Consider the following 24,098-nt stretch of genomic DNA (forward strand, 5'->3'; position numbering starts at 1 on the left):
CGGGCAAGGCCCGGCGCTTCTTTTGACTCAAGCTGCGTCGCTTAGAACGAAGCCTTGAACTCCACACCCCACGTACGCGGCTCGTTGATGAAGCCGGTCAGGTTGTTGAAGTCGATGCCGCCGACCACCTTCACCTCGTCGGTGATGTTGCGGCCGAACAGCGCGACGTCGTACTTGCCGTAGTTCCAGTTGTAGCCCAGGCGCAGGCCGCCTTCGACCAGCGACTGGCCGGTGAACTCCTTCGACTCGTACAGGAAGAAGTTCACTTCGCTGCGGTACGCCCAGTCGGTGAAGACGTAGAACTCGCCGCCGTCGCCGACCGGCATGCCCCAGCGTGCGGTCACGTTGTGGGTCCACTTGGGCGATTGCGGCAGCGGGTTGCCGTCGATGATGCGGCCGCCCTTGGGACCGGGCTCGTCGGTCGGTGTGCAGTTGCTGCCGCACTGGGCGACTTCGAGATCGGCGTCCTGGATCTCCGTATCGTTGTAGCTGCTGCCCAGCGTAACCAGCAGGTGGTCGGTCAGGTAGGCCTGGAAGTCCAGCTCGAAGCCCTTGCCGATGGTCTTTTCGGCGTTGAGCAGGATGTTGGCGTTACCCGTGCCGCCCACCGCGGTGAGCTGCTGATCCTTGACGCGGTAGTAGAAAACGCCCGCGTTGATGCGTGCGCGCTTGTCCCAGAAGTCGGCCTTGACGCCCGCCTCGACCGAAGTCGAGGTTTCCGGTTCGGCGACCGACTTGCCGTTGAACGCACCCGCGGCCTGGATGCTGCTGCCGCGGTAACCGGTGGCGGCGCGCACGTAGAAATTCACGTCATCGGTGAACGCGTAAGTCGCGGACAGATCCCAGCTGAACTTCTTGTCTTCCGGAGAAGCCGAGAGATCGCCCTCGGGATCCTGCGCGGTCAGCTGCGCGAGCGTGCACTTGCCGAGCACGGAGCACGGCACGAAGCCGTTGTTCCAGTATTCCTCGACCTTCAGTTCCTTCTTGTCGACGGTGTAGCGCGCACCGGCGCGCAGTTCCAGCTTCGGCGTCACCTTCCAGGTCGCCGCGCCGAACACCGCCCACGAATCGTTGGTCTGGTTGATGCGCTCGTAGCCGTCCTGCGCGCCGCCGTTCAACGAGTCGTAGCTGAAGCTTTCGACGTCGTAGTCTTCGCTGAAGTAGAACATGCCCGCCTGCCAGTCGAACGCGGTGCCGCTGTTCGACTCGATGCGGAATTCCTGCGTCCACTGCGAGTGGTCCGGAATGCCGTCGGCGGTTTCCGAAGCGAACGGAATCACGCCCGGGCCGGAGACCGGCAGGAACACGGCACCGAAGCCGCCGTCGATGTCGCCGCGGCTGTAGGTTTTCACCGTCTCGAAGCCGGTAATCGAGTACAGCTTGTAGCTGCCCAGGTCCCAGCTCAGACGGGCATTGGCGCCCTTGCTGTCCAGTTCGGAATGGTTGAGGCCGTCGATGGAGACTTCGTCTTCGTTGAAGCCGTCGACCAGATCGTTGGTGCCCGGCTTGATGATGTTGGCGCGGAACAGGCGCGCGGTGCCGTTGAGGCGGCGCGCGTGCGCGTTGAGCAGCGCTTCGAAGCCGTCGCCCTCGTACAGCGCCTGCACGCGCATGGCGGACTCGTCGTAGCCCTCGAAGCCGTCGTTCGGGCCCGGGTAGGTGTTCTTGACCCAGTCGTCGCGGCGCTGGAACAGCACCGACGCGCGACCGGACCAGTTCTCGCTCAGGCCGCCGCCGATGGCGCCTTCGAAATTCCACATGTCGTCGCTGCCGTAGCCGACCTTGCCGTAGCCGCCCAGGTCCTGGCTCGGGCGCACCGAGTCGAACTTGACCACGCCGGCCGGGCTGTTGCGGCCGAACAGCGAGCCCTGCGGACCGCGCAGCACTTCGACCTGGTCGACGTCGAACACCGGGAAGCCCTTGAGGATCGGGTTCTCCTGCACGACGTCGTCATAGACCAGCGACACCGGCTGCGAGGTGTTGAGGCGGAAGTCGGTGTTGCCGTAACCGCGGATATAGAAGCGCGGGAAGGCGCGGCCGAACGAGGACTCGATATTCAGGCTGGGCACGCGGCCCGACAGGAAGCGCACGTCGGTACCGCCGGACGCGAGCGCGTCGAGCTTCTCGCCGCTCACGGTGCTGACGGAGACCGGCACGTCCTGGATGTTCTCGACCTTGCGCTGTGCGGTGACCTGGACCGCGTCGAGCGTGGCGGCCTTTTCGGCGGTCTTGGCCGCCTCCTGGGCCAGCGCGGCGTGCGCGGGGAGCAGCAGGGCGATGGCGGCAGCCAGCGCGTGACGGGACAGCTGACGGGCGTGCAGCGGCTTGGAAGGCATGGTCGGTCTCACGCAGAGGCGGCAACGAACCGCCGGATTCGAGGATGCCGGTGCGTCTACGCGCAGTCCGGCGGCGGACAGGACCATCCCGTGATGGCCGTGCGGACCCATGCCCGCATCTCGCTTCGTTCAGACCGGCAAATGTTACCGCATGGTTAAAGGCCCCGTACGACCTGGTATCCAAATCCCCCTTCTCCCCGCTCTGCGGGGAGAAGGTGCCCGCAGGGCGGATGAGGGGGCGAGCGTAGCGAGCTGCTTTTGCCGGCCTGCCAGCGACGGCAGAACAAAAGCAACAGCAACTCGCTGCGCTCGCTCCCCCTCATCTGCCCTTCGGGCATCTTCTCCCCGCAATGCGGGGAGAAGAAAAGGCGGCTTAGGGCGCGCCGACCTTCACCGGCGCGGCGAACGGCTTGATCCCCATCGCGTCGAAGATCTCGCTGGGGTAGTAGGCCGTGTCGCCCTTCACCACCAGCGCGACATTGCGGATATCGGAGATGTTCGCCGTCGGATCGCCGTCGATCAGCACCAGATCGGACAGCTTGCCCGGCGTCACCGAGCCCCGGTCGGCGAGCGTGCGCGTGTACTTGGCGCCATTCCAGGTCGCGATCTGCAACACCTGGGACGGGGTCATGCCGGCGCGGACGTACCACTCCAGCTCGCTCTGCAGGGTAAAGCCCGGGACCGAGTCGGTACCGGCCACGATCGGCACGCCGGCCTTGTACATGCGGCCGACGAACTCGACCATCTTCTTGTACGAGGTGTCGTAGCGGGCGTAAGTCGCGTCGTCCGGGATCTTCATCTCGGCGACCTTGAGACCGCGCTGGATGTCCGGCGGCATGTGGTCGGCGACCGGCGCATAGCTCTGGGCGATCTGGCCCGCACGCTGGCGCACGAATTCGAACGTCGACAGGGTCGGGTCGATCGCGATCTGCTTTTTCGCCAGCAGGGCGATGAAGTCCTGCACCGGCTTGCTGTCGAAATCCAGGTCGGCGACCTTCTCGGCCGGCAGGTAGAAGCGCGTCAGCGTGCGCGTGTCGGTCTTGTCGTCGACGAGGAAGTTCAGCATCACCTGGTTGATGTGCTGGATCTCGTCGTAGCCCTGCTCCACCACGTCCTGCGCGCGCATGAACGCCGGCACGTGGCCGCTCACGCGCATGCCCTTGCTATGCGCATACGCGGCGGTCTCGCGCAGCAGATCCTTCGGGAAGGAGTTGTAGATCTTGATCTGCGGGTAGCCGTGCTCGGCGTACCAGTCGACGGCCTTCTTGGCTTCATCGAGGTTCTTGATGACGAAGCCGTTGCGCGCCGACATCGGGCTTTCGCCTTCGATGAAGCCGGCCGGCACGATGCGGGTCGACAGCAGGGTGCCGGCCTTCTCCTCGGCGATGATCTGCTGCAGCGTGGCGTTGTCGTTGCCCATGTCGCGCACGGTGGTGACGCCGCTGGCGATGTTGAGCCCGCCGTCCCAGCGGCCCAGGTGCCCATGCATGTCGAACAGGCCCGGCAGCAACACGCGCCCGCCGGCTTCGATGACCTGATCGGCCTTGGCCTTGCTGCCCGCCTTGGCGATCGACACGATGCGGCCGTCGCGCACCAGCACGTCCGACGCGGGGCCGAGCTTGGCGTGCTCGCTATCGAACACGCGCGCGTTACGGATCAGCGTGCTTCCCTTGAGCGGATGCGCCAGGCGCTGCTGGAAGGCGACGAGGGTTTCGCTTTCCGCCTGCTTCTGCCGGGTTTCCAGCGCGGTGCCGTTGCTTTCCCAACCTTCTTCGATCAGCTGCAGGTAGCCGGGGAAGATGAAGGCAAACAGACGCGGACTGTCGCCCTCGGTGGCCCATGCGAACGTCGGCACGAGCCCGACACCGGTGATGGCGAGCAGCTGCACGTTCTGCGTGGACTTGCCATTGCTGACTTGTGCCTCGGCCACCTTGCGCGTGCTCAGCGAGCCGCTGGGAATCAGAGGCAGCTTGCCGTCGGGGCGTTTGGCGAGCGCGGCGAAGGCAACGGAGAAGCCGGCGGGGGTTCCGCCCAGTGGCGAATACAGCGCGGTGCCGTCGATGGTCGCCTTGCCTTCGTCCGAGGTCGACTTCCACCAGACGTTGCTGCCGTCGCGGCCGAAGGATTCGTCCACGGGCGCACCGAAGGTGGTGCTGCCGGTGACGTGGTAACTGGTGAAGGTGCCGTCGGGTGCGAGCTTGAATTCCTCCTTGAGCTCGGGGCCGCGGCCGTTGTCCTTGAAGACGTAGTCGACGCGGGTCACGCCGTCGTCGCCGGTGGTCACGATCTGGTGGCCTGCCTGCTTGCCGTTATCGACGAGGGCGACGTAACGCAGGGTTTCGGCGGCGGATGCGGTGCCGGCGAGGATCATCGCCAGGGACAGAGCCAATGCGCGTTTCATTCCCGGTTTCCTTGTCAGGGCTGAATGGAAGCCGGAGCATGGGGCCAAAGGCGCGCGATTGCCTAGGCCAGAAGTACGTTTCCCCTTTGATCGCCATCCCCGCGAAGGCGGGGATCCAGGGACTTTGGGTTTTTGTCGCTGCCTGCGCTGTACGGGCGGGCAGGCGGTGCCAGTGGGCAGTCGTGACACGCCGTGAATCCGTCCATGGAGGCTTGGTCGGCGGCATCCATGCCGCCGACAGTCACGCCTGCCCACTGGCACCGCCTGCCCCTCACACATCGCGGGGGTATCTACGTAAGAGCAAGGCAACTCGCTGCGCTCGCCTCCCCTCATCCGGCGCTTCGCGCCACCTTCTCCCCGCGCGCGGGGAGAAGAAGAGTGTCGCTGCATGCCGTGATTGAAGAAAATTGCTGCCGCTTCGGCTTCTGCTTTTTCTTTTTGCCAGCGAGCCCGAGATGTGTAGGAGGAGGGCGGTGCCGGCGGGCAGGCGTGACTGTCAGCGGCATGGATGCCGCTGACAAGCCTCCATGGACGGATTCACGGCGTGTCACGACTGCCCGCCGGCACCGCCCTCCTCGCCGGGAGCCAGACCGCCATGCGCTCTTAATTAAGTACCGGACTCAGTGCCGCAGAGGCGCCGAAACTTCCTTCACCACCTCAGCCGTCGCTTCTTGTTTCCCAGCCAGCGCCAGATCTGCGATGGCCACGATGCCCGCCAGCTTGCCGCTCGCATCGACCACCGGCACGCGACGAATCTGATCAGCCTCCATCGCACAGACGCAGTCGGCCAGGCTGGTGTCCATCGTGACCGTCCGCACCGGGGAGCTCATCGCATCGCCCGCGGTAGCCGTATTGCCATCGCGACCCTCAGCCACGATGCGGACCGCGATATCGCGGTCGGTCACGACACCGATGGGCCGCTGCGACTCGTCGACCACCGGGATCTGGCCACAATCGTGGTCGAGCATCATCCGCGCCACGTCGCGCAGCGGCGTATTGGCCATGCAGCTGGCGGGATTGGGCGTCATCACGGATTCGACGTTCATGGCGGATCTCCTTGGGTGGCCTGGGCCGGGGCTGGATCGAGCGGACTGTGAAAGCAGGTTCGGCAAACACAGGCCCACAGCATGGAAAAACCCCGGTTTTCGCCGCGTACAGCGCCGCATAGCCCCCGAAAGCGGCCGTCCCGTGCCTTTTGTCATGGGTCCGCCTCACGCCCCATCGGTTACCCTCCGGCTCCCGCTCCACTGAGATCGCCCGATGAAGCACCGTCTCGCGCTGGCCGTCGCCATCGCCCTGGCCGCGGCTACCGCCCCGGCCCTCGCCGCCCAGACCACCAAGACCGCACCCAGCGCCGTGAACGCCCAGGCCAATCCCTTCTTCAGCGAAAGCACCCTGCCGCTGCACTACCCGCAGTTCGACAAGATCAAGGACAGCGACTTCGCGCCGGCCTTCGACCGCGGCATGGCCGACAACCGCAAGGAAATCGACGCGATCGCCAACAACAAGGCGAAGCCGACCTTCCAGAACACCATCATCGCGATGGAAAAGTCCGGCCGCATCCTGACCCGCGCCGCGACCGTGTTCGGCAACCTCGTCGGCGCCGACACCAACGACACCCGCGACAAGCTCGACGCCGAGTACTCGCCGAAGTTCGCCGCGCACCGCGACGCGATCTACCTCAATCCCAAGCTGTTCGCGCGCGTCAAGGCGCTGTACGACACCCGCGAGAAGCTCGGCCTCGACGCCGAGGGCGTGCGCCTGGTCGAGCGCTACTACACCGACTTCGTCCGCGCCGGCGCCAACCTCAACGCCGAACAGCAGGCGCGCCTGAAGGCGATCAACGCCGAACTGGCCTCGCTGGGCACGCAGTTCAGCCAGAACGTGCTGGGTGAAAAGAACGACCTCGCCGTCGTCGTCGACACCAAGGAAGAACTGGCCGGCCTGCCCGACGACCAGATCGCCGCCGCCGCCGAAGCCGCCAAGGCGCGCAAGCTCGACGGCAAGTACGTGCTGCCGCTGATGAACTTCAGCCAGCAGCCGCAGGAAACCTACCTGCAGAACCGCGCCCTGCGCCAGAAGCTGCAGGAAGCCTCGCTGATCCGCAACGAACGCGGCAACAAGTACGACAACCGCGAGATCGTCTCCAAGGTCGTGAAGCTGCGCACCGAACGCGCGCAGATGCTCGGCTACCCGAACTACGCCGCCTACGCGCTGGCCAATGAAACGGCGAAGAATCCGGAAGCCGTCAACGCCATGCTCGGCAAGCTCGCTCCCGCCGCCGTCGCCAACGCGCGCAAGGAAGCGGCCGACATGCAGGCCATCATCGACAAGGAAGGCGGCAAGTTCCAGCTGCAGTCGTGGGACTGGGCCTACTACGCCGAGAAGGTGCGCCAGGCCAAGTACAACTTCGACGAATCGCAGCTCAAGCCCTACCTCGAACTCGATCGCGTGCAGCAGGACGGCGTCTTCTACGCCGCCGGCAAGCTGTACGGCCTGACCTTCAAGGAGCGCAAGGACCTGCCGGTCTATCACGACGACGTGCGCGTGTTCGACGTCTTCGACAAGGACGGCAAGCAGCTGGCGATCTTCATCTCCGACATGTACGCCCGTCCGTCCAAGCAGGGCGGCGCGTGGATGAATTCGTACGTCGACCAGTCGGCGCTGACCGGTTTCCTGCCGGTGGTCGCCAACCACCTCAACATTCCCAAGCCGCCGGCCGGCCAGCCGACGCTGCTGACCTGGGACGAGGTGACCACGATGTTCCATGAGTTCGGCCATGCGCTGCACGGCATGTTCTCGAACGTGAAGTACCCGTACTTCTCCGGCACCAGCGTGCCGCGCGACTTCGTCGAATACCCGTCGCAGGTCAACGAGATGTGGGCCGACTGGCCGGAAGTGCTGGCCAACTACGCCAAGCACTACCAGACCGGCGCGCCGATGCCGAAGGAACTGCTGGACAAGGTGCTGGCGAGCTCGAAGTTCAACCAGGGCTTCACCACGACCGAGTACCTGGGCGCGGCGATGCTCGACCAGCGCTGGCATCAGGTGAAGTCGGCCGACGAAGTGCCCGCCGCCGACGGCGTGATGGCGTTCGAAGCCGAAGCGCTGAAGAAGGACGGCCTCGACTTCGCGCCGGTGCCGCCGCGTTATCGCACCCCGTACTTCAGCCACATCATGGGCGGTTACGCCGCGGGCTACTACGCCTACATCTGGTCGGAAGTGCTCGACGCCGACAGTGTGGAATGGATGAAGCAGAACGGCGGTCTGACCCGCGCCAACGGCGATCACTTCCGCGACACCCTGCTCTCGCGCGGCGGCAGCAAGGACGCGCTGGTGCTGTTCCACGACTTCACCGGCCGCGATCCGTACATCGAACCGCTGCTGGTGCGCCGCGGCCTGGTCGAACCGCCCAAGGCCGACGACACCACCTCGCCGGCGGATACCGGCAAGGGTGCGCAGAGCAAGAAGAAGTAAGCGCTGCGTAATCGAACGAAACGCCCGGAGCAATCCGGGCGTTTTCGTTTTTGGTCTACGGGCGGGCAGGCGACGCCGGTGGGGCAGTCGTGACACGCCGTGAATCCGTCCATGGAGGCTTGGTCAGCGGCATCCATGCCGCTGACAGTCACGCCTACCCCACCGGCGCCGCCTGCCCCTCCGGCATCGCGGATGCACTGAGCAAAAATCAACGGCAACTCGCTGCGCTCGCCTCCCCTCATCTGCCCTTCGGGCATCTTCTCCCCGCAGGCGGGGAGAAGAAGAGCACGCCGACCTAGCGCGCGCAGGGATGCGTCGCTTTGCTTCGCTTCTTGCCAAAGAGTCCGAGATGCTGAGGGGCAGTCGGTGCTGGTGGGTAGGCGCGACTGTCGGCGGCATGGATGCCGCCGACCAAGCCTCCATGGACGGATTCACGGCGTGTCGCGACTGCCCACCGGCACCGACTGCCCGCCCGTAGAGCGGCACCACCGAACGCCAAGCAAAAGCAACGTCAAAATGGATCCCAGCTTTCGCCGGGATGACGAGCGAAGGGCAAACACAGGAGAGCATTCCGACGAGAGTGCACGGCAACTCCCGCGCAACCCGCGCCGGAGTACGGCGTCCCACCGTTCTCTGCGATAATTCCGCGCCTTAAGGCCCCGTAGCTCAGCTGGATAGAGCGTCCCCCTCCTAAGGGGAAGGTCGCACGTTCGAATCGTGTCGGGGCCGCCAATACCTGTTTACCGCCTTCGGAGTCCCCCAATGACCCACCCCGTCCTCACCGCCCTCGGCCTGACCGACAACGAATCCGGCACCTTCCTCGGCAACGGCCAGTGGTCCGCCGTCCGCGACGCCGGCGTGCTGGAACCGGTCAACCCGACCACCGGTGACGTGCTGGGCCGCGTCTACGCCTCCTCCCAGGCCGACTACGACACCATCATCGAACGCGCCCAGGCCGTCTACAAAGTCTGGCGCACCACCCCCGCCCCGCGCCGCGGCGAAGCCATTCGCCTGTGCGCCGACGCACTGCGCACCCACAAGGACGCACTCGGCTCCCTGGTCGCCCTGGAAATGGGCAAGTCCAAGCCCGAAGGCGACGGCGAAGTGCAGGAAATGATCGACATCGGCGAATTCGCCGTCGGCCTGTCGCGCCAGCTCTACGGCCTGACGATGCACTCCGAGCGCCCGGGCCACCGCATGTACGAACAGTGGCACCCGATCGGCATCGTCGGCGTTATCTCCGCCTTCAACTTCCCGGTCGCGGTGTGGGCATGGAACTCGTTCGTCGCCGCCATCTGCGGCGACATCACCGTGTGGAAGCCGTCGCCGAAGACCCCTCTGTCCGCCATCGCCGCGATGAAGATCTGCAACGAAGCGCTGAAGAAGGGCGGCTTCCCCGACATCTTCTATCTCTTCAACGACGCCGGCAGCGAACTCGCCCAGCAGTTCGTCGACGACAAGCGCGTCCCGCTGATCAGCTTCACCGGCTCGACCAAGGTCGGCCGCATGGTCGGCGAGCGCGTCGCCCAGCGCATGGGCCGCTCGCTGCTCGAACTGGGCGGCAACAACGCGATCATCGTCGACCAGACCGCCGACCTGAAGCTGGCGATCCCGGCGATCGTCTTCGGCGCCGTCGGCACCGCCGGCCAGCGCTGCACCACCACCCGCCGCCTGATCGTGCACGAGTCCATGTACGACGAAGTGCTGGGCAAGCTGATCACCGCCTACAAGCAGGTCGAAGGCAAGATCGGCGATCCGACCGACCCGAAGAACCTGATGGGCCCGCTCAACAGCAAGGATGCCGTCGACGCCTACCTCGACTCCGTCAACAAGGCCAAGGCCGCAGGTGGCAAGGTGGAAACCGGCGGCGCCGCGATCGAGGGCAAGGGCAACTTCGTCCTGCCGACGATCGTCACCGGCCTCACCAACGACGCGCAGATCGTGCAGCACGAAACCTTCGCGCCGATCCTCTACGTCATGAAATTCAAGACGATCGACGAGGCCATCGACATGCAGAACGCCGTGCCGCAAGGCCTGTCGTCGGCGATCTTCACCCAGAACCTCAAGGCGGCCGAAGCCTTCCTCGCCGCCTCGGGTTCCGACTGCGGCATCGCCAACGTCAACATCGGCACCTCCGGCGCGGAAATCGGCGGCGCCTTCGGCGGCGAGAAGGAAACCGGCGGCGGTCGCGAGTCCGGCTCGGACGCATGGAAGGCTTACATGCGCCGCCAGACCAACACGATCAACTACTCCGATTCGCTGCCGCTGGCGCAGGGCATCAAGTTCGATCTGTAAGCGACGGACTCGGCGACGATGTACGGCTTCGCGCGCCCCTTCCTGTTCGGCCTGGACGCCGAGCGTGCGCACTCGCTCACGCTCGACGCGCTTGAGGCCGCGTACCGCACCGGCCTCAATCCGCTGGTCGCGCGCAAGCCCGCTCCGTTGCCGACCAAAGCGTTCGGCCTGACCTTCCCCAACCCGGTCGGCCTTGCGGCCGGCCTGGACAAGAACGGCGCGCACATCGATGCGCTGCTGTCGCTGGGGTTCGGTTTCGTCGAGGTCGGCACGGTTACGCCGAAGCCGCAAGCCGGCAATCCGAAGCCGCGCATGTTCCGCCTGCCGGAACATCGCGCGGTGATCAACCGCCTGGGCTTCAACAACGAAGGCATCGAGGCGCTGGTGCGCAACGTCGAGCGCGCGCAGCGCCGCGGCGGCCTGCTTGGCATCAATATCGGCAAGAACAAGGACACGCCCAACGAAGCGGCCGAAGGCGACTACATGTACTGCCTGTCGCGCGTGTACACGCTGGCCGACTACGTCACCGTCAACATCTCCTCGCCCAACACCGCCGGTCTGCGCGAGTTGCAGGAAGAGCAGGCCCTGCGCCGTCTCATTGGCACGTTGCGCGAAGAGCAGGAGCGCCTGGGCGCCAAGCACGGCAAGCGCGTGCCGATGTTGGTGAAGATCGCACCCGATCTCAGCGAAAGCGACGTCGACGCCGCCGCGCGCGTGCTCGCCGACCTGGAAGTGGACGGCGTGATCGCCACCAACACCACTGTGTCGCGCTTCGTGATCGAGGGCGCGGAACACGCGAACGAACAAGGCGGCCTGTCCGGCCAGCCGCTGATGGGTGCATCGACCACGATCCTGCGCATGCTGCGCACGCGCCTGCCCGAATCGATTCCGCTGATCGGCGTGGGCGGCATCCTCTCCGGCGCCGATGCGGCGACGAAGCAGGCGGCCGGCGCCAGCCTGGTACAGCTCTACACCGGCCTGGTCTATCGCGGCCCCGAGCTGGTGCGCGAATGCGTCGAAGCCTTGCGCCGACGCAAGGAATCGCCCAGCCGCGGCCATCTGCCGCCCGAAGTCTGAGAGAGCCACGCAGCGCATCCATGGCACCGCTTCCACATGAGTGACTCGATCCGGATCGCGCGCGACGCCTCGCTGCAATCCCGCAACACCTTCGGCGTCGCCGCGACCGCACCGGTGCTGGTGGAAGTGTCGGATGCGAGCGCCCTGCCCGCGCTGTTCGCCGATCCCGACTTCGGCGCGCGGCTGTCTCTGGTGTTGGGCGGCGGCAGCAACCTGTTGTTCGCGGGCAACCCCGAAGGCGTGGTGCTGGCGCTGACCGGCAAGCGCGTCGCGCATCTGGACGACGCGGCCTCGCAAGGTGCAGCCATCGTCCGCGCCGATGCGGGCGTGGAATGGCACGACTTCGTCATGCGCACGCTGCGTCATGGTTTTGCCGGCCTGGAGAATCTCGCGCTGATCCCCGGCACCGTCGGCGCCGCGCCGATCCAGAACATCGGCGCCTACGGCGCGGAAGTGCGCGAGTTCGTCCACGCGGTGGAAGCGTTCGAACCGGCCACCGGGCAGCTGCATCGTTTCGATGCCGCCGGTTGCGCGTTCGCGTATCGCGACAGTCTGTTCAAGCAGCAGCCCGACCGTTACATCGTCACCGCGGTGGAATTCGCGCTATCGCGGACACCGTCGCTGAAGCTCGACTACGCCGGTATCCGCGAGGAACTGGCCGCCATGCACATCGAATCACCGACGCCGCAGCATGTGGCCGATGCGGTGATCGCGATCCGCCGCCGCAAGCTGCCGGATCCGGCGGTGCTCGGCAACGCGGGCAGCTTCTTCAAGAATCCGATCGTGCCTGCGGCGCAGGCCGATGCGCTCAAAGCCGAACACGAGGCGCTGCCGGTCTTCCGCGGCAACGACGAGGGCAGCCGCAAGCTCTCCGCCGCGTGGCTGATCGATCAGTGCGGGTGGAAGGGGCATCGCGAAGGCGATGCGGGCGTGGCCGCTTCCCACGCGCTGGTACTGGTCAATCACGGCAACGCCACGGGCGCGCAGTTGCTTGCGCTGGCGCGCCGCATCGCCGCCTCGGTGCAGGAGCGTTTCGGGATCGCCATCGAACCCGAACCACGCGTGATCGGCGCGACCTGGTGACCGCGCAGCCGCACAAGTTCCTGCACGCGGCCATGTTGATGGTCGTCAGCACGATGTTCTTCGGCATGATGGCGGTGACCATCCGCTATGCGTCGAAGTCGCTGCCGACCTTCGAGATCGCGTTCTTCCGCAATGCCTTCGGGCTGCTGGCGCTGTTGCCGATGCTGATGCGCAACGATCGCTCGGTATTCCGCACGCAGCAGCTGCCGCGCTATCTGCTGCGCAGCGGGATCGGCATCTGTTCGATGCTGTGCGGGTTCTGGGCGATCGGGCATCTGCCGCTGTCGCAGGCGATTTCGTTGTCGTATTCGACGCCGTTGTTCGTCACGGTGCTGGCGGTGTTCTGGCTAGGCGAGCACGTGCGGATGCGACGCTGGGCGGCGGTGGTGATCGGTTTCCTCGGGGTACTGGTAATCGTGCGTCCGGGCACTACGGGTTTTAGCGGTGGTTCGCTCATCGCGGTGATGGCGGCGGTGTTCAGCGCGGTGGTCGCGATCCAGATCAAGCAGCTGTCGCGCGTGGATCCGGCCGACACGATCGTTTTCTACACCTATCTGTTCTGGGTACCGCTGTCGTTGGTGCCGGCGCTGTTTGTCTGGCAATGGCCGCAGGGCGCCACGTGGTTGTGGCTGATCGCGACGGGCTTGTTCGGCACGATCGCGCAGTTGTTGTGGACACGCGCGCTGCGCATGGGCGATGTGTCGGCTCTGACGCCGATCAGCTTCGTGCAGTTGCCGATGGTCGCCGTTGCCGGCTATCTGCTGTTCGGCGAGAGGCTCGACCGTTGGACCGTCGTGGGCGCGGCGATCATCTTCATCGCCAATGCCTATATCGCGCATCGCGAAGCGCAGCTGGCGCGGCAGCATGCGACTACTGCGCCGGTGGAAGCGGCCAAGCCGGGCGAATAGCTCCGTTCTTTCGTGGATGCGTTGACTGCCCCAGCGGGAGGGCGGCGCCGGTGGGGCTGCGTGACACGCCGTGAATCCGTCCATGGAGGCTTGTCAGCGGCATCCATGCCGCTGACAGTCACGCAGCCCCACCAGCACCACCCTCCCCGACACATCTCGGGGGCTTGGACAAAAAGAACACCACGGCCCCTCACCCTGCGCCGCTGCGCTGTCCCTCTCCCCGCAAGCGGGGCGAGGGGGAATAGCACCGCGCCTCCGCTTTGTTTTGCCTTTTTCACCGATCCCACGATGTGTGAGGGGTCAGGTGGTGCCGGTGGGTAGGCGTGACTGTCGGCGGCATGGATGCCGCTGACAAGCCTCCATGGACGGATTCACGGCGTGTCACGACTACCCACCGGCACCACCTGACCCAGCCCGGAACGCTTTGGCTCAAAAAAGAAAAACTGAAAGTTTGAAAGTGGGAACCCTCAAGCCTCCACTTTCAGTTCCCTTGAGGAATGCGCTTGGATTCCCACGGATGCAGGTCATGGCGGAAGACGAGGAAGAAACATCCCACCGCCCACACCGACGCCGCCGTCCAGCCCGCCAGGATGTCGGACGGATAGTGCACGCCCAGATACACCCGCGATAACCCGACCAGAACGGTAAAACCCAGCATCGCCACCACCACCGGCCATCGCCACGGCGTACGCCACGCCAACAGCACGCACACCCACGCCAGCGTCATCGACCCCATCGCATGCCCGCTGGGGAAACTGAAAGTCGTCTCCGGCGCGATCGACTCCCACAACGACGGACGCTCGCGCGCGAACAACTGCTTGGTTGCCAGATTGAGCAAGGCCGAACCGCCCAGCGCCAACCCCGCGTACAAACCTTCGCGCGCACGCCGGCGCAGCGCCAGCACCGCTACCAACACGATATCGACCGGCACCACGCCCCGCGCGTAACCCAGCGCGGAGAACACCAGGAACACGCGATCGAAACCGTCGCGCGCCAACTTATGCGCGAACAACAAGATCGGCTCGTCGAAGACGAAGGCCTCGCCCTCGTGAATTTCCTCGGCCAACGCCGCGAACCCCCACAGCGGCAACAACAGCCCGACAAAGAGCAACAACAAACGCAACCAGTGCCGGCGCAGGAAGGCCGCACCGAAGTGCGCCTCCTTCGCCAGGGTGCGCGCGGCCTCAGGCTTGGCTGCTGGCGCCATACCGCCGTTCGACGTAGCGATCGATCAGCGTCACGAATTCGTCGGCGATGTTCTCGCCGCGCAACGTCACCGTCTTCTCGCCGTCCTCGAATACCGGCGCCGACGGTGCCTCACCCGTGCCCGGCAACGAAATGCCGATGTTGGCGTGGCGCGATTCGCCCGGGCCGTTCACCACACAACCCATCACCGCCAAAGTGAGATTCTCCGCGCCCGGATGCGTGACCTTCCACTCCGGCATCTTCGCGCGCACATGCTCCTGCACCTTCTTCGCCAATTCCTGGAAGAAGGTGCTGGTGGTGCGGCCGCAGCCCGGGCAGGCCGTGACCATCGGCGTGAACGCGCGCAGGCCCAGGGTCTGCAACAGCTCCTGCGCGACGATGACTTCGGTGGTGCGCGACTGGCCCGGCTCGGGCGTGAGCGAGATGCGAATCGTGTCGCCGATGCCTTCCTGCAGCAGCACGCCCAGCGCCGCGCTCGAAGCGACGATGCCCTTGCTGCCGATGCCCGCCTCGGTCAGGCCCAGGTGCAGAGCGAAATCGCTGCGCCGCGCGAGTTCGCGATAGACCGCGATGAGTTCCTGCACGCCGCTGACCTTCGCGCTCAGCACGATGCGCTCGGCTGGCAGGCCCAGTTCCACCGCGCGGTGCGCCGAATCCAACGCGGAACGGATCAGCGCCTCGCGCAGCACCTCGGCCGCATCCTTCGGTTCGGACAGCTTGTGGTTCTCGTCCATCAGCTGCGCGGCCAACGCCTGGTCCAGCGAGCCCCAGTTGGCGCCGATGCGCACCGGCTTGCCGTAGCGGATCGCGAATTCGATCAGCTGCGCGAACTGCGTGTCCTTCTTCTTGCCGAAACCAACGTTGCCCGGATTGATGCGGTACTTGGCCAACGCTTCCGCGCACGCCGGCTCGTTGCTAAGCAGCTGATGGCCGTTGTAGTGGAAGTCGCCGATGATCGGCACGGTCAGGCCCATCATCGCCAGCTTGTCGACGATGCGCGGCACGGCAGCCGCGGCTTCGGCGGTGTTCACGGTGACGCGCACCAGTTCCGAACCCGCGCGCCACAGCTCCGCCACCTGCTTGGTGGTGGAGGCGACGTCCGCCGTGTCGGTGTTCGTCATCGACTGCACCACCACCGGCGCGCTGCCGCCGACCTGGACACCGCCGACGACGACGGCGCGGGTGTGGCGGCGCGATTGCGGGCCGAAGGCCATGCCGGCGCAGGGCGCGGCGGGGGTCAAGTCGATGGCTGAATTCATGGCGTCATTGTACCGGCGGCGTGACCCCGCAGCCGCGCTGCGGTACCGTGGGCCGCCGTGCAGTCGGCCTGGGCGCCAGCCCGAGTTCATGAATCACGACGACACCCGCGACGTCCTCACCCCCTCCCAGCTCAACACGCTGGCCCGCGACCTGCTGGAAGGCAGCTTCCCGCTGATCTGGGTGGAAGGCGAACTGAGCAATGTGTCCCGCCCCTCCTCCGGGCACCTCTACTTCGTGCTGAAGGACGAGCGCGCGCAGGTCCGCTGCGCCATGTTCAAGCCCAAGAGCAGCTGGCTGAAATTCACCCCACGCGAAGGCGTGCACGTGCTCGCGCGCGGCCGCCTGACCCTGTACGAAGCCCGTGGCGAATACCAGCTGGTGCTCGACCACATGGAAGAAGCGGGCGAAGGCGCATTGCGCCGCGCCTTCGACGAGCTGAAGGCGAAGCTGGCCGCGGAAGGCCTGTTCGACGGCGAGCGCAAGCGCCCCCTGCCCCACTTCGCCCGCCGCATCGGCGTGATCACCTCACCCAGCGGCGCCGCCGTGCGCGATGTGCTGAGCGTGCTGGCGCGGCGTTTCCCGCTGGTCGAGGCCGAGGTACTGCCGGTGCAGGTGCAGGGCACCGCGGCGGCGCCGCAGATCGTGCGCATGCTCCAGCGCGCCGCGGCCTCCGGCCGCTACGACGTGCTGCTGCTCACGCGCGGCGGCGGTTCGCTGGAAGATCTGTGGTCGTTCAACGACGAGCGCCTCGCGCGCGCCATCGCCGCTTCGCCCGTGCCGGTGGTGTCGGCTGTGGGCCACGAGACCGACTTCAGCCTGTCGGATTTCGCCGCCGACCTGCGTGCGCCGACGCCCTCGGTCGCGGCCGAACTGCTGGTGCCCAGCCGCGACGACCTGCGCCGCCGGCTGCGGGCCTTGGAAGCCCGCCTGCACACGCTGCAGGCGCAGCGCCTGCGCGCGGCGATGCAGCGTGCCGATCGCGCGGTGCTGCGCCTGAATGCGCTGCGTCCGCGCGCGCGTCTGGATGCGTTGTCCCGGCGCCAGGCGGATGCACTGCGCCGCCTTTCGGCGGCGTGGCAGCGGCGGCTCGATCGCGAACAGGCGCGCGTGCGCCATGCCAGCGCGGTCCTGCGCGCCGCGCATCCGCAGCGGCGGATCGCGCGTTTGCGCGAACGCCTGGCCGCGCTGTCGTCGCGTCCGCAGGGCGCGATCGTGCGCCGATTGGGCAATGAAACCCTGCGCCTGCGCGGACTCGCGCGTTCGCTCGAAATGGTCAGTCCGCTCGCCACGGTGGCGCGCGGCTACAGCATCCTGCGCCATCCCGACGGCCGCATCGTGCGCAGCGTGCTGGACGCGGCGCCGGGAGACCGGCTGGACGCGCGCCTGGTGGACGGCAGCCTGCCGCTGCGGGTGATCGACAGCAAGGACGCGTAACGGCGGCTTGCAACACAATGCATGTAACCCATGCACGGCATCGTTTAGGCTTCGCAAGCCAAGGAGGCCACCATGCTCGCCAAGCGGTATCCCTACTATCTTGCGAACCAGCCCGTCAGCGCAAAGCAGGAGCTGGACGTCCTCGACAAGTACACGGGCAAGCGCGCCACGCGCGTCGCCCTCGCCGACGCAGCGGCGGTACGCAAGGCGATAGTGGCGGCGTACAAGGCGCGCGAGGCGATGGCCGCATTCCCGCCCGATGCGCGCCGCGACGTGCTGGAGCATTGCGTGCGCCGCTTCGGCGAGCGCTTCGAGGAACTGGCCCTGGCCTTGTGCATCGAAGCCGGCAAGCCGATCAAGGATGCGCGCGGCGAAGTCACGCGCCTGATCGACACCTTCCGCATCGCCGCCGGAGAAGCCACGCGCAACGCCGGCGAATTGCTGGAGTTGCAGATCTCCCCGCGCGCACGCGGCTATCGCGGCATGGTGAAGCGCGTGCCGATCGGCGTGTGCAGCTTCATCACCCCGTTCAACTTTCCGCTCAATCTGGTCGCGCACAAGGTCGCGCCGGCGATCGCGGCGGGCTGCCCGTTCGTGCTCAAGCCCGCGGACAAGACGCCCATCGGCGCGCTGATCATTGCGGAGATTCTCGCGGAGACGAACCTGCCCAAGGGCGCCTTCTCCGTGGTGGTGTGCCACACCGATGATGCCGCGGCCCTGGTCGAGGACGAACGCATCGCGTTGTTGAGCTTCACCGGCGGCCTGATCGGCTGGGATCTGAAGGCGCGCGCGGGACGCAAGAAGGTCACGCTGGAACTGGGCGGTAATGCCGCCTGCATCGTCGACGCCGATCCGGGCGCTTCGCTCGACCACGTCGTCGAACGGCTGATCTTCGGCGCCTACTACCAGTCCGGGCAAAGTTGCATCAGCGTGCAGCGCATCTACGCGCACGCCGGCATTTACGACAAGCTGCGACGCAAACTCAAAGCGGCCGTCAGCAAGCTGCGCATGGGCGACCCGCGCGGTGAGAAGGTCTTCATCGGTCCGATGGTCAACGAAGAAGCGGCGCAGCGCGTGGAGAACTGGATCGCTGCCGCACGCAAGGGCGGCGCCAAGGTGCTGGCCGGCGGCCCGCGCACGGGCAACATGCTGCCCGCGGCGCTGCTGGAGAAGGTGCCGCATGACGCCGATCTGTATCGCAAGGAGGCCTTCGGCCCGGTCGCCATGATCGAACCGTTCGACGATTTCGACGACGCGCTCGACCGCGTCAACGACAGCGACTTCGGCCTGCAGGCGGGCGTGTTCACCGGCAACCTCGCGCATGCGATGCGCGCCTGGGACCGTCTCGAAGTCGGCGGCGTGATCGTCGGCGACGTGCCGAGCTTCCGCGTCGACAACATGCCTTATGGCGGCGTGAAGCATTCCGGCCTCGGCCGCGAAGGCGTGCGCTACGCCATCGAAGACATGACCGAGCAGAGGCTGCTGGTTATTCGCGATTGAGCTGGCGCCTGCGCTTTACGGGCTGGCAGGCGATGCCACTGGGGCAGGCGTGACACGCCGTGAATCCGTCCATGGAGGCTTGTCAGCGGCATCCATGCCGCTGACAGTCACGCCTGCCCCAGTGGCATCGCCTGCCCTCACACATCTTTGATGCCGTGAGTAAAAAGCAAAGAAGCAACTCGCTGCGCTCGCCTCCCCTCATCTGCCCTTCGGGCATCTTCTCCCCGCACGCGGGGAGAAGATGAGCAGAGCGACGCCGTGCTTTGCTTTTCTTAACGAGTCCGAGATGTGTGGGGGCAGGCGGTGCCGATGGGCCTGCGTGACTGTCGGCGGCATGGATGCCGCCGATCAAGCCTCCATGGATGGATTCACGGCGTGTCACGCAGGCCCATCGGTGCCGCCTGCCCGCCCGGAACAACGATTCGCAGGTCTTTCACCGCCGTCACGCCACCCTGCAGGCCTCGCCGAGGGTAGCTGCCCTGGGCACGCCCGCCGGAGGACGCCGGGATGCGGTCGCTGCGTATGCTGCTCGCTTTCTTGTTGAGTACCGCCGCGGGAACGGCGGCTGCAGGCGACGATGCAGATAGCCTCGTCTTCATCGAAGCCCACTACCGAAATCAAGCGCAACTGCAGGCGATCGCCTCACGGTTCCAGCATGTGATGCTCGACCAGAAGACCGGCACGGTTCGCACCGAAGCATCGCCTGACGACATCGCGGCCTTGCGCCGCGCCGGCATCGCCGTCCGCATCGACGCCGCCTCGACCCGGCGCATGCACACCGCGGAAGCCGCGCTGCGCGACCAAGCGCTCAAGATCAACACGACTACGACCGCGCAAGGCGACGTAGGTACCCAGTCCATCTCCGGCTTTACCTGCTACCGAACAGTCGAAGAAACCTACACGACCATGAACTCACTGGCCGCTGCGCGGCCCGATCTCGCCCGCGTCATCGACATCGGTCCCAGCTGGCTGCGCTCGCGCAATCCATCCCTTGGTTACCGCATGCGCGTCCTGCGCCTCAACAACACCGCCACCGACGCCACCCTGACCAACAAGCCCAACATGGTCGTGTTCGCCTCCATCCACGCACGCGAATACACACCGGCCGAGACGCTCACCCGCTTCGGCGAATGGCTCGTCAACAACTACGGCAGCGACGACGAAGCGACCTGGCTGCTCGACAACTTCCGCTTCCACCTCGTGCTCCAGGCCAATCCCGACGGCCGCAAGAAAGCCGAAGCCGGACTGTCGTGGCGCAAGAACGTCGACACCAGCAACGGCGTGTGCAGCACGAATGCGTATGGCGTCGACCTCAATCGAAACTTCCCCTATCGCTGGCACACCGCGCCCGGCGGCTCCAGCAGCAACGCCTGCCTGGGCAACTACCGCGGACCCAGCGCCGCGTCCGAACCCGAGACGTCGAACCTTCTGAGCTACGTCGCCGGCGTACCCGACAGCACCGGCACCTACATCGGCGGCGTGCTGCCCGATCGCCGCGGCAACACCGACACCAGCGCCGCACCCAGCGACTACCGCGGCATGTTCATCGACCTGCACTCCTTCGCCCGCATGGTGCTGTGGCCGTGGTCGTACACCACCGCACCGACCGCCAACGCCACGCCACTGCAAACGCTCGGCCGCCGCCTGGCGTGGTTCAACGGCTATTCGCCCCAGCAATGGACCGGAATGACCGTGGCGGACGGCACGACTACCGACTCGATGTACGGCCTGCTGGGTGCGCCCAGCTACACGATCGAAATGGGCTACGCCTTCTTCGAAGACTGCGGGCAGTTTCTCCAGGACACGCTGCCGCGCAACCTCGCTGCGCTGCGCTACGCAGCGCGCAATCTGCACGCGCCCTATGCCTATCCGTCCGGGCCGGACACGACTTCGCTCTCGGTCTCGCCTCGCAGCGTCAGCGCCGGCACCCCGGTGACTGTGACCGCGGTGATCGACGACACGCCCTTCAACAACAGCAGCGGCACCGAACCCGTGCAGCGCATCACCTCGGCTACGGTCTACCGCGACCAGCGCCCCTGGACGTCAGGTGCCACCGCCATCGCCATGAGCGCGAACGACGGCGCATTCGACGAACCCAGCGAAACGGTGAGTGTCCACTTGTCCACCTCGGGCCTGTCGCAGGGCGTGCACACCTTGTTCGTGCGCGGCCGCGATGCCAGCGGCCGGCCAGGCACGCCTCAGGCCGTGCGCTTCACCATAACCCCATGACTTTCCCGCCCACCCTTTAACCCCACTCGTTCGGGGCGTGCGTTTCCACCGGCAACCCAGCCACGGAGACGCACCATGCAACGCCAGCCTCGCCCGCTCCTGCCGCGCCGCCTGACCCTTGCCCTCGCGCTCTCCCTCGCGCTGGGTGCTTGCAGCACCACGAACAGCCAGCTTTCCAAACCCGACGAAGCGGACGCCGCTGCCGCCGACGCGGGTGAAGCAGCCAAGGCCGCAGCCGACGCCGCGGCAGAAGCCGCCGACGCGGCCGCAGCCAGCAGCGAATCATGGGAGCGGCGCAAGCAGCTCGCCGAAGTCGAGCATCGGACGGCGATGCAGGCCCCGCCCCCTCCGTCTCCACCGCCCATGCCCGCCGCGGCGGCAACACTGGACCGCGTCGTGGTGACCGGTTCGAGCGTCGCCTACGACTACGCGCGCGCACCGGCAATGCTGAACGCCATGCCTGCCCCCATGCAGCCGGCCAACACCGAGAAGTACGCGCACAATGACGACAACCCCGTGCATCGCACCTCGGAACAGCCGGTGTCGACCTTCTCGATCGACGTGGACACGGGCAGCTACAGCAACGTGCGCCGCATGCTCGCCGAAGGCACGCGCCCGCCCAGCGACGCGGTGCGCGCCGAGGAATTCATCAACTACTTCGACTACGGCCATCCCGCACCGGCTTCACGCGAGACGCCGTTCCGCGTGACTACCGAACTTGCCGCCGCGCCCTGGAACAACAAGCGCCAGCTGCTGATGATCGGCATCAAAGGCTACGACGTACCGAAGGCGGCGCTGCCGCCGGCCAATCTCGTCTTCCTGATCGACACCTCCGGCTCGATGGACTCTCCCGACAAGCTGCCGTTGGTGAAGGACGCATTGCGCCAGCTGGTGAAGCAACTGCGGCCGCAGGATCGTGTGTCGATGGTCGTGTACGCGGGGTCGGCCGGCCTCGTGCTGCCGCCCACCTCCGGTGCCGAACGCGAAACCATCCTCGGCGCGCTCGACCGTCTCGAAGCCGGCGGCAGCACCAACGGCGGCGACGGCATCCGCCTGGCCTATGCGATGGCCAAGCAGGCGTACATCAAGGACGGCGTGAACCGCGTCATCCTCGCCACCGATGGCGACTTCAACGTCGGCACCGTCGACACCAATGCGCTGGAGACCTTGGTGGCGGACCAGCGCAAGAGCGGCATCGCCTTGACCACGCTCGGCTTCGGCCAGGGCAACTACAACGACGAACTCGCGGAAAAGCTGGCGGATGTCGGCGACGGCAACCACGCCTACATCGACACCGCGATGGAAGCTCGCAAGGTGCTGGTGCAGGAAATGGGCTCCACCCTGCTGACCATCGCCAAGGACGTGAAGATCCAGATCGAGTTTAACCCTGCGGTCGCCGCCGAATATCGCCTGATCGGCTATGAGAACCGCGTGCTCAACCGCGAGGATTTCGCCAACGACAAAGTCGATGCGGGCGATATCGGCGCGGGCCACGAGGTCACGGCGCTGTACGAAATTACGCCGGTGGGCTCGGGCGCGGATCGCTTGCCCGCACTGCGCTACGGCGCCAAGGAGCAGGCCGCGGGTGATACCCGCGAACTGGCCCATCTTCGCCTGCGCTACAAGCGTCCCGGCGAAGACACGAGCCGTTTGATCGAGACACCGATCCTGCGCTCGCAACTGGTCGCGACGCCCGACGAACCGCTGCGCTTCGCCAGCGCGGTGGCGGCCTTCGCCGATGCCCTGCGCGGCGGCAAGCAGATCGGTCAGTGGAGCTGGAAGGACATCGCGGTGGCGGCGAACGGGTCGATCGGCCGCGATCCGTGGGGCCAGCGTCGCGAGTTCACCGAACTGGTCGAGAAGGCGCGGCAGCTTACGACCAGCGAAGGCGTCGCGGTGCAGGTCAGCGAGTAGCGCTCGATCACGTGGAAAGCCCCGGCACGGATGCCGGGGCGCTCGCGATCAGCGGCACTCCCGCAAGGGCAACACCAAGCTTTGCAAGGTGCGTGCGTCGCGTGCGCTTTCGGCGAACAAGACGACGCCCAGTCCCGCCGGATCCAGGCCCGACAAGGGAATTCGCACCGATCCTTTCGTACCAGCAGGTTCCAGCTTCCAGGGCCCGGCGAGTTTGCGGACGATGTTGGAATGGTGAAGCGACACGCCGCGGTTCTCTCCCGCAGTGATGTGTCGATCGGCCCCTTCCTGATACAGCGCCAGCCACAGCATCGGCGCGGGTTCGGACGTCTTCTCATTACCGATGGGCCGTGCCGACAACTCCAAGTTGGCGCTGTCGTTGGCGACCGTTCCTGTCAGCGACAGTTCCACGTCGGCGGTTTCGTCGCCGACGCTGCGCAACACGCGATTCACCGCGGCCGGCGAGCGCCAATCGACCATGGTCTGTGCGCCCACCATGACTTGCGGCGTGACCAACGATTTCTTCCCCGCCAGTTTGATGCGGTAGCTCTGGCGTTGTGTGTACGCGGCATCGGAAAACGGATCGACCCAACCGTCGTCATTCCAGTAGTCGACATGGAAGGCGAGCGCCGCGACTTTGCGATCGCCTGCGGTGAGCGTGCCCAACCAGCGGTCTGCGGGCGGGCACGACAGACAACCCTCGGCCGTGTAGAGCTCCACCAATGGCGTGCGCTTCGCGTCGCTGTGCGCCAGGCAGGAAGGCGCCGCCCAGGCGGGCGCGACGACGGCGATCACAAGCGCGGCAAGCAGAACTCGCATAGGCGGCCTCGGGACGAACGGCAAAAGCCTAGTGGCGCCGCGTAATCCGAGACCAGACCACTCGCGCGATCGTGCGCAAGACCATCGCACGCGAAATCCAAGTTCGCGCACATCGAATACGTCCTTTGCGCTACGGCCGCGTCGTTAACGATTTGTAAG

Annotated in this window: 15 protein-coding genes and 1 tRNA gene; 10 read left to right on the forward strand and 6 right to left on the reverse strand. The window is 66.2% G+C overall.

Going from position 1 to position 24,098, the window contains the following annotated elements; translation table 11 throughout:
• Positions 1-41: 41 nt before the first annotated feature.
• The 3 genes from ACYVJ8_RS07790 to ACYVJ8_RS07800 all read right to left on the reverse strand — a co-directional run bounded on the left by ACYVJ8_RS07790 (position 42) and on the right by ACYVJ8_RS07800 (position 5,783).
• Entirely contained in the window at positions 42-2,336 is a 2,295-nt protein-coding gene (locus ACYVJ8_RS07790; RefSeq protein WP_460710899.1) for a TonB-dependent receptor, read from the reverse strand.
• A 373-nt stretch (positions 2,337-2,709) separates the two neighbouring features.
• Positions 2,710-4,737, reverse strand: coding sequence for an amidohydrolase family protein (locus ACYVJ8_RS07795; protein ID WP_460710901.1), 2,028 nt, complete (start codon positions 4,735-4,737; stop codon positions 2,710-2,712).
• A 620-nt stretch (positions 4,738-5,357) separates the two neighbouring features.
• On the reverse strand, positions 5,358-5,783 hold the full coding sequence (locus tag ACYVJ8_RS07800) for a CBS domain-containing protein (protein ID WP_460710903.1): 426 nt from the start codon (positions 5,781-5,783) through the stop codon (positions 5,358-5,360).
• A gap of 214 nt (positions 5,784-5,997) precedes the next feature.
• On the opposite strand from ACYVJ8_RS07800, the gene ACYVJ8_RS07805 reads away from it, so the two are divergent.
• The 6 genes from ACYVJ8_RS07805 to ACYVJ8_RS07830 all read left to right on the forward strand — a co-directional run bounded on the left by ACYVJ8_RS07805 (position 5,998) and on the right by ACYVJ8_RS07830 (position 13,577).
• Positions 5,998-8,214, forward strand: coding sequence for a M3 family metallopeptidase (locus ACYVJ8_RS07805; RefSeq protein WP_460710905.1), 2,217 nt, complete (start codon positions 5,998-6,000; stop codon positions 8,212-8,214).
• A gap of 655 nt (positions 8,215-8,869) precedes the next feature.
• A tRNA-Arg gene (locus ACYVJ8_RS07810) sits at positions 8,870-8,946 on the forward strand.
• A gap of 30 nt (positions 8,947-8,976) precedes the next feature.
• On the forward strand, positions 8,977-10,509 hold the full coding sequence (gene amaB / locus ACYVJ8_RS07815; RefSeq protein ID WP_460710907.1) for an L-piperidine-6-carboxylate dehydrogenase: 1,533 nt from the start codon (positions 8,977-8,979) through the stop codon (positions 10,507-10,509).
• 18 nt (positions 10,510-10,527) lie between these two features.
• On the forward strand, positions 10,528-11,586 hold the full coding sequence (locus tag ACYVJ8_RS07820; RefSeq protein ID WP_460710909.1) for a quinone-dependent dihydroorotate dehydrogenase: 1,059 nt from the start codon (positions 10,528-10,530) through the stop codon (positions 11,584-11,586).
• A 36-nt stretch (positions 11,587-11,622) separates the two neighbouring features.
• Positions 11,623-12,669 carry a UDP-N-acetylmuramate dehydrogenase gene (gene murB / locus ACYVJ8_RS07825; protein ID WP_460710911.1) on the forward strand — a complete coding sequence of 349 codons (1,047 nt, stop codon included), beginning with the start codon at positions 11,623-11,625 and terminating at the stop codon, positions 12,667-12,669.
• Positions 12,663-13,577: a DMT family transporter gene (locus ACYVJ8_RS07830; RefSeq protein WP_460711105.1), complete on the forward strand. Its 915-nt coding sequence runs from the start codon at positions 12,663-12,665 to the stop codon at positions 13,575-13,577. Before murB ends, ACYVJ8_RS07830 begins: the two co-directional genes overlap by 7 nt.
• Before the next feature lie 481 nt (positions 13,578-14,058).
• On the opposite strand, the gene ACYVJ8_RS07835 is transcribed toward ACYVJ8_RS07830, so the two are convergent.
• Entirely contained in the window at positions 14,059-14,784 is a 726-nt protein-coding gene (locus ACYVJ8_RS07835; RefSeq protein WP_460710913.1) for a phosphatase PAP2 family protein, read from the reverse strand.
• A complete protein-coding gene (ispG, locus tag ACYVJ8_RS07840; RefSeq protein ID WP_460711107.1) occupies positions 14,762-15,997 on the reverse strand; it encodes a flavodoxin-dependent (E)-4-hydroxy-3-methylbut-2-enyl-diphosphate synthase in 1,236 nt (411 codons plus the stop codon). Before ispG ends, ACYVJ8_RS07835 begins: the two co-directional genes overlap by 23 nt.
• A 133-nt stretch (positions 15,998-16,130) precedes the next feature.
• On the opposite strand from ispG, the gene xseA reads away from it, so the two are divergent.
• The 4 genes from xseA to ACYVJ8_RS07860 all read left to right on the forward strand — a co-directional run bounded on the left by xseA (position 16,131) and on the right by ACYVJ8_RS07860 (position 23,120).
• Positions 16,131-17,477 carry an exodeoxyribonuclease VII large subunit gene (gene xseA / locus ACYVJ8_RS07845; protein ID WP_460710915.1) on the forward strand — a complete coding sequence of 449 codons (1,347 nt, stop codon included), beginning with the start codon at positions 16,131-16,133 and terminating at the stop codon, positions 17,475-17,477.
• A gap of 72 nt (positions 17,478-17,549) precedes the next feature.
• Positions 17,550-18,977 (forward strand): aldehyde dehydrogenase family protein, encoded by a 1,428-nt coding sequence (locus tag ACYVJ8_RS07850; protein ID WP_460710917.1) that lies wholly within the window; start codon positions 17,550-17,552, stop codon positions 18,975-18,977.
• A 507-nt stretch (positions 18,978-19,484) separates the two neighbouring features.
• A complete protein-coding gene (locus ACYVJ8_RS07855; RefSeq protein WP_460710919.1) occupies positions 19,485-21,206 on the forward strand; it encodes a M14 family zinc carboxypeptidase in 1,722 nt (573 codons plus the stop codon).
• A gap of 75 nt (positions 21,207-21,281) precedes the next feature.
• Positions 21,282-23,120, forward strand: coding sequence for a vWA domain-containing protein (locus ACYVJ8_RS07860; protein WP_460710921.1), 1,839 nt, complete (start codon positions 21,282-21,284; stop codon positions 23,118-23,120).
• 48 nt (positions 23,121-23,168) lie between these two features.
• On the opposite strand, the gene ACYVJ8_RS07865 is transcribed toward ACYVJ8_RS07860, so the two are convergent.
• Positions 23,169-23,939: a DUF1223 domain-containing protein gene (locus ACYVJ8_RS07865; protein WP_460710923.1), complete on the reverse strand. Its 771-nt coding sequence runs from the start codon at positions 23,937-23,939 to the stop codon at positions 23,169-23,171.
• Positions 23,940-24,098: the final 159 nt, after the last annotated feature.

It is taken from the genome of Lysobacter terrae (assembly GCF_054782215.1).

Excerpts from the sequence above, each read along its gene's own strand:
- ACYVJ8_RS07790 (WP_460710899.1), bottom strand. The coding sequence starts at position 2,336 with ATGCCTTCCAAGCCGCTGCACGCCCGTCAGCTGTCCCGTCACGCGCTG.
- ACYVJ8_RS07795 (WP_460710901.1), bottom strand. The coding sequence starts at position 4,737 with ATGAAACGCGCATTGGCTCTGTCCCTGGCGATGATCCTCGCCGGCACC.
- ACYVJ8_RS07800 (WP_460710903.1), bottom strand. The coding sequence starts at position 5,783 with ATGAACGTCGAATCCGTGATGACGCCCAATCCCGCCAGCTGCATGGCC.
- ACYVJ8_RS07805 (WP_460710905.1), top strand. The coding sequence starts at position 5,998 with ATGAAGCACCGTCTCGCGCTGGCCGTCGCCATCGCCCTGGCCGCGGCT.
- amaB (WP_460710907.1), top strand. The coding sequence starts at position 8,977 with ATGACCCACCCCGTCCTCACCGCCCTCGGCCTGACCGACAACGAATCC.
- ACYVJ8_RS07820 (WP_460710909.1), top strand. The coding sequence starts at position 10,528 with ATGTACGGCTTCGCGCGCCCCTTCCTGTTCGGCCTGGACGCCGAGCGT.
- murB (WP_460710911.1), top strand. The coding sequence starts at position 11,623 with ATGAGTGACTCGATCCGGATCGCGCGCGACGCCTCGCTGCAATCCCGC.
- ACYVJ8_RS07835 (WP_460710913.1), bottom strand. The coding sequence starts at position 14,784 with ATGGCGCCAGCAGCCAAGCCTGAGGCCGCGCGCACCCTGGCGAAGGAG.
- ispG (WP_460711107.1), bottom strand. The coding sequence starts at position 15,997 with ATGGCCTTCGGCCCGCAATCGCGCCGCCACACCCGCGCCGTCGTCGTC.
- xseA (WP_460710915.1), top strand. The coding sequence starts at position 16,131 with ATGAATCACGACGACACCCGCGACGTCCTCACCCCCTCCCAGCTCAAC.
- ACYVJ8_RS07850 (WP_460710917.1), top strand. The coding sequence starts at position 17,550 with ATGCTCGCCAAGCGGTATCCCTACTATCTTGCGAACCAGCCCGTCAGC.
- ACYVJ8_RS07855 (WP_460710919.1), top strand. The coding sequence starts at position 19,485 with ATGCGGTCGCTGCGTATGCTGCTCGCTTTCTTGTTGAGTACCGCCGCG.
- ACYVJ8_RS07860 (WP_460710921.1), top strand. The coding sequence starts at position 21,282 with ATGCAACGCCAGCCTCGCCCGCTCCTGCCGCGCCGCCTGACCCTTGCC.
- ACYVJ8_RS07865 (WP_460710923.1), bottom strand. The coding sequence starts at position 23,939 with ATGCGAGTTCTGCTTGCCGCGCTTGTGATCGCCGTCGTCGCGCCCGCC.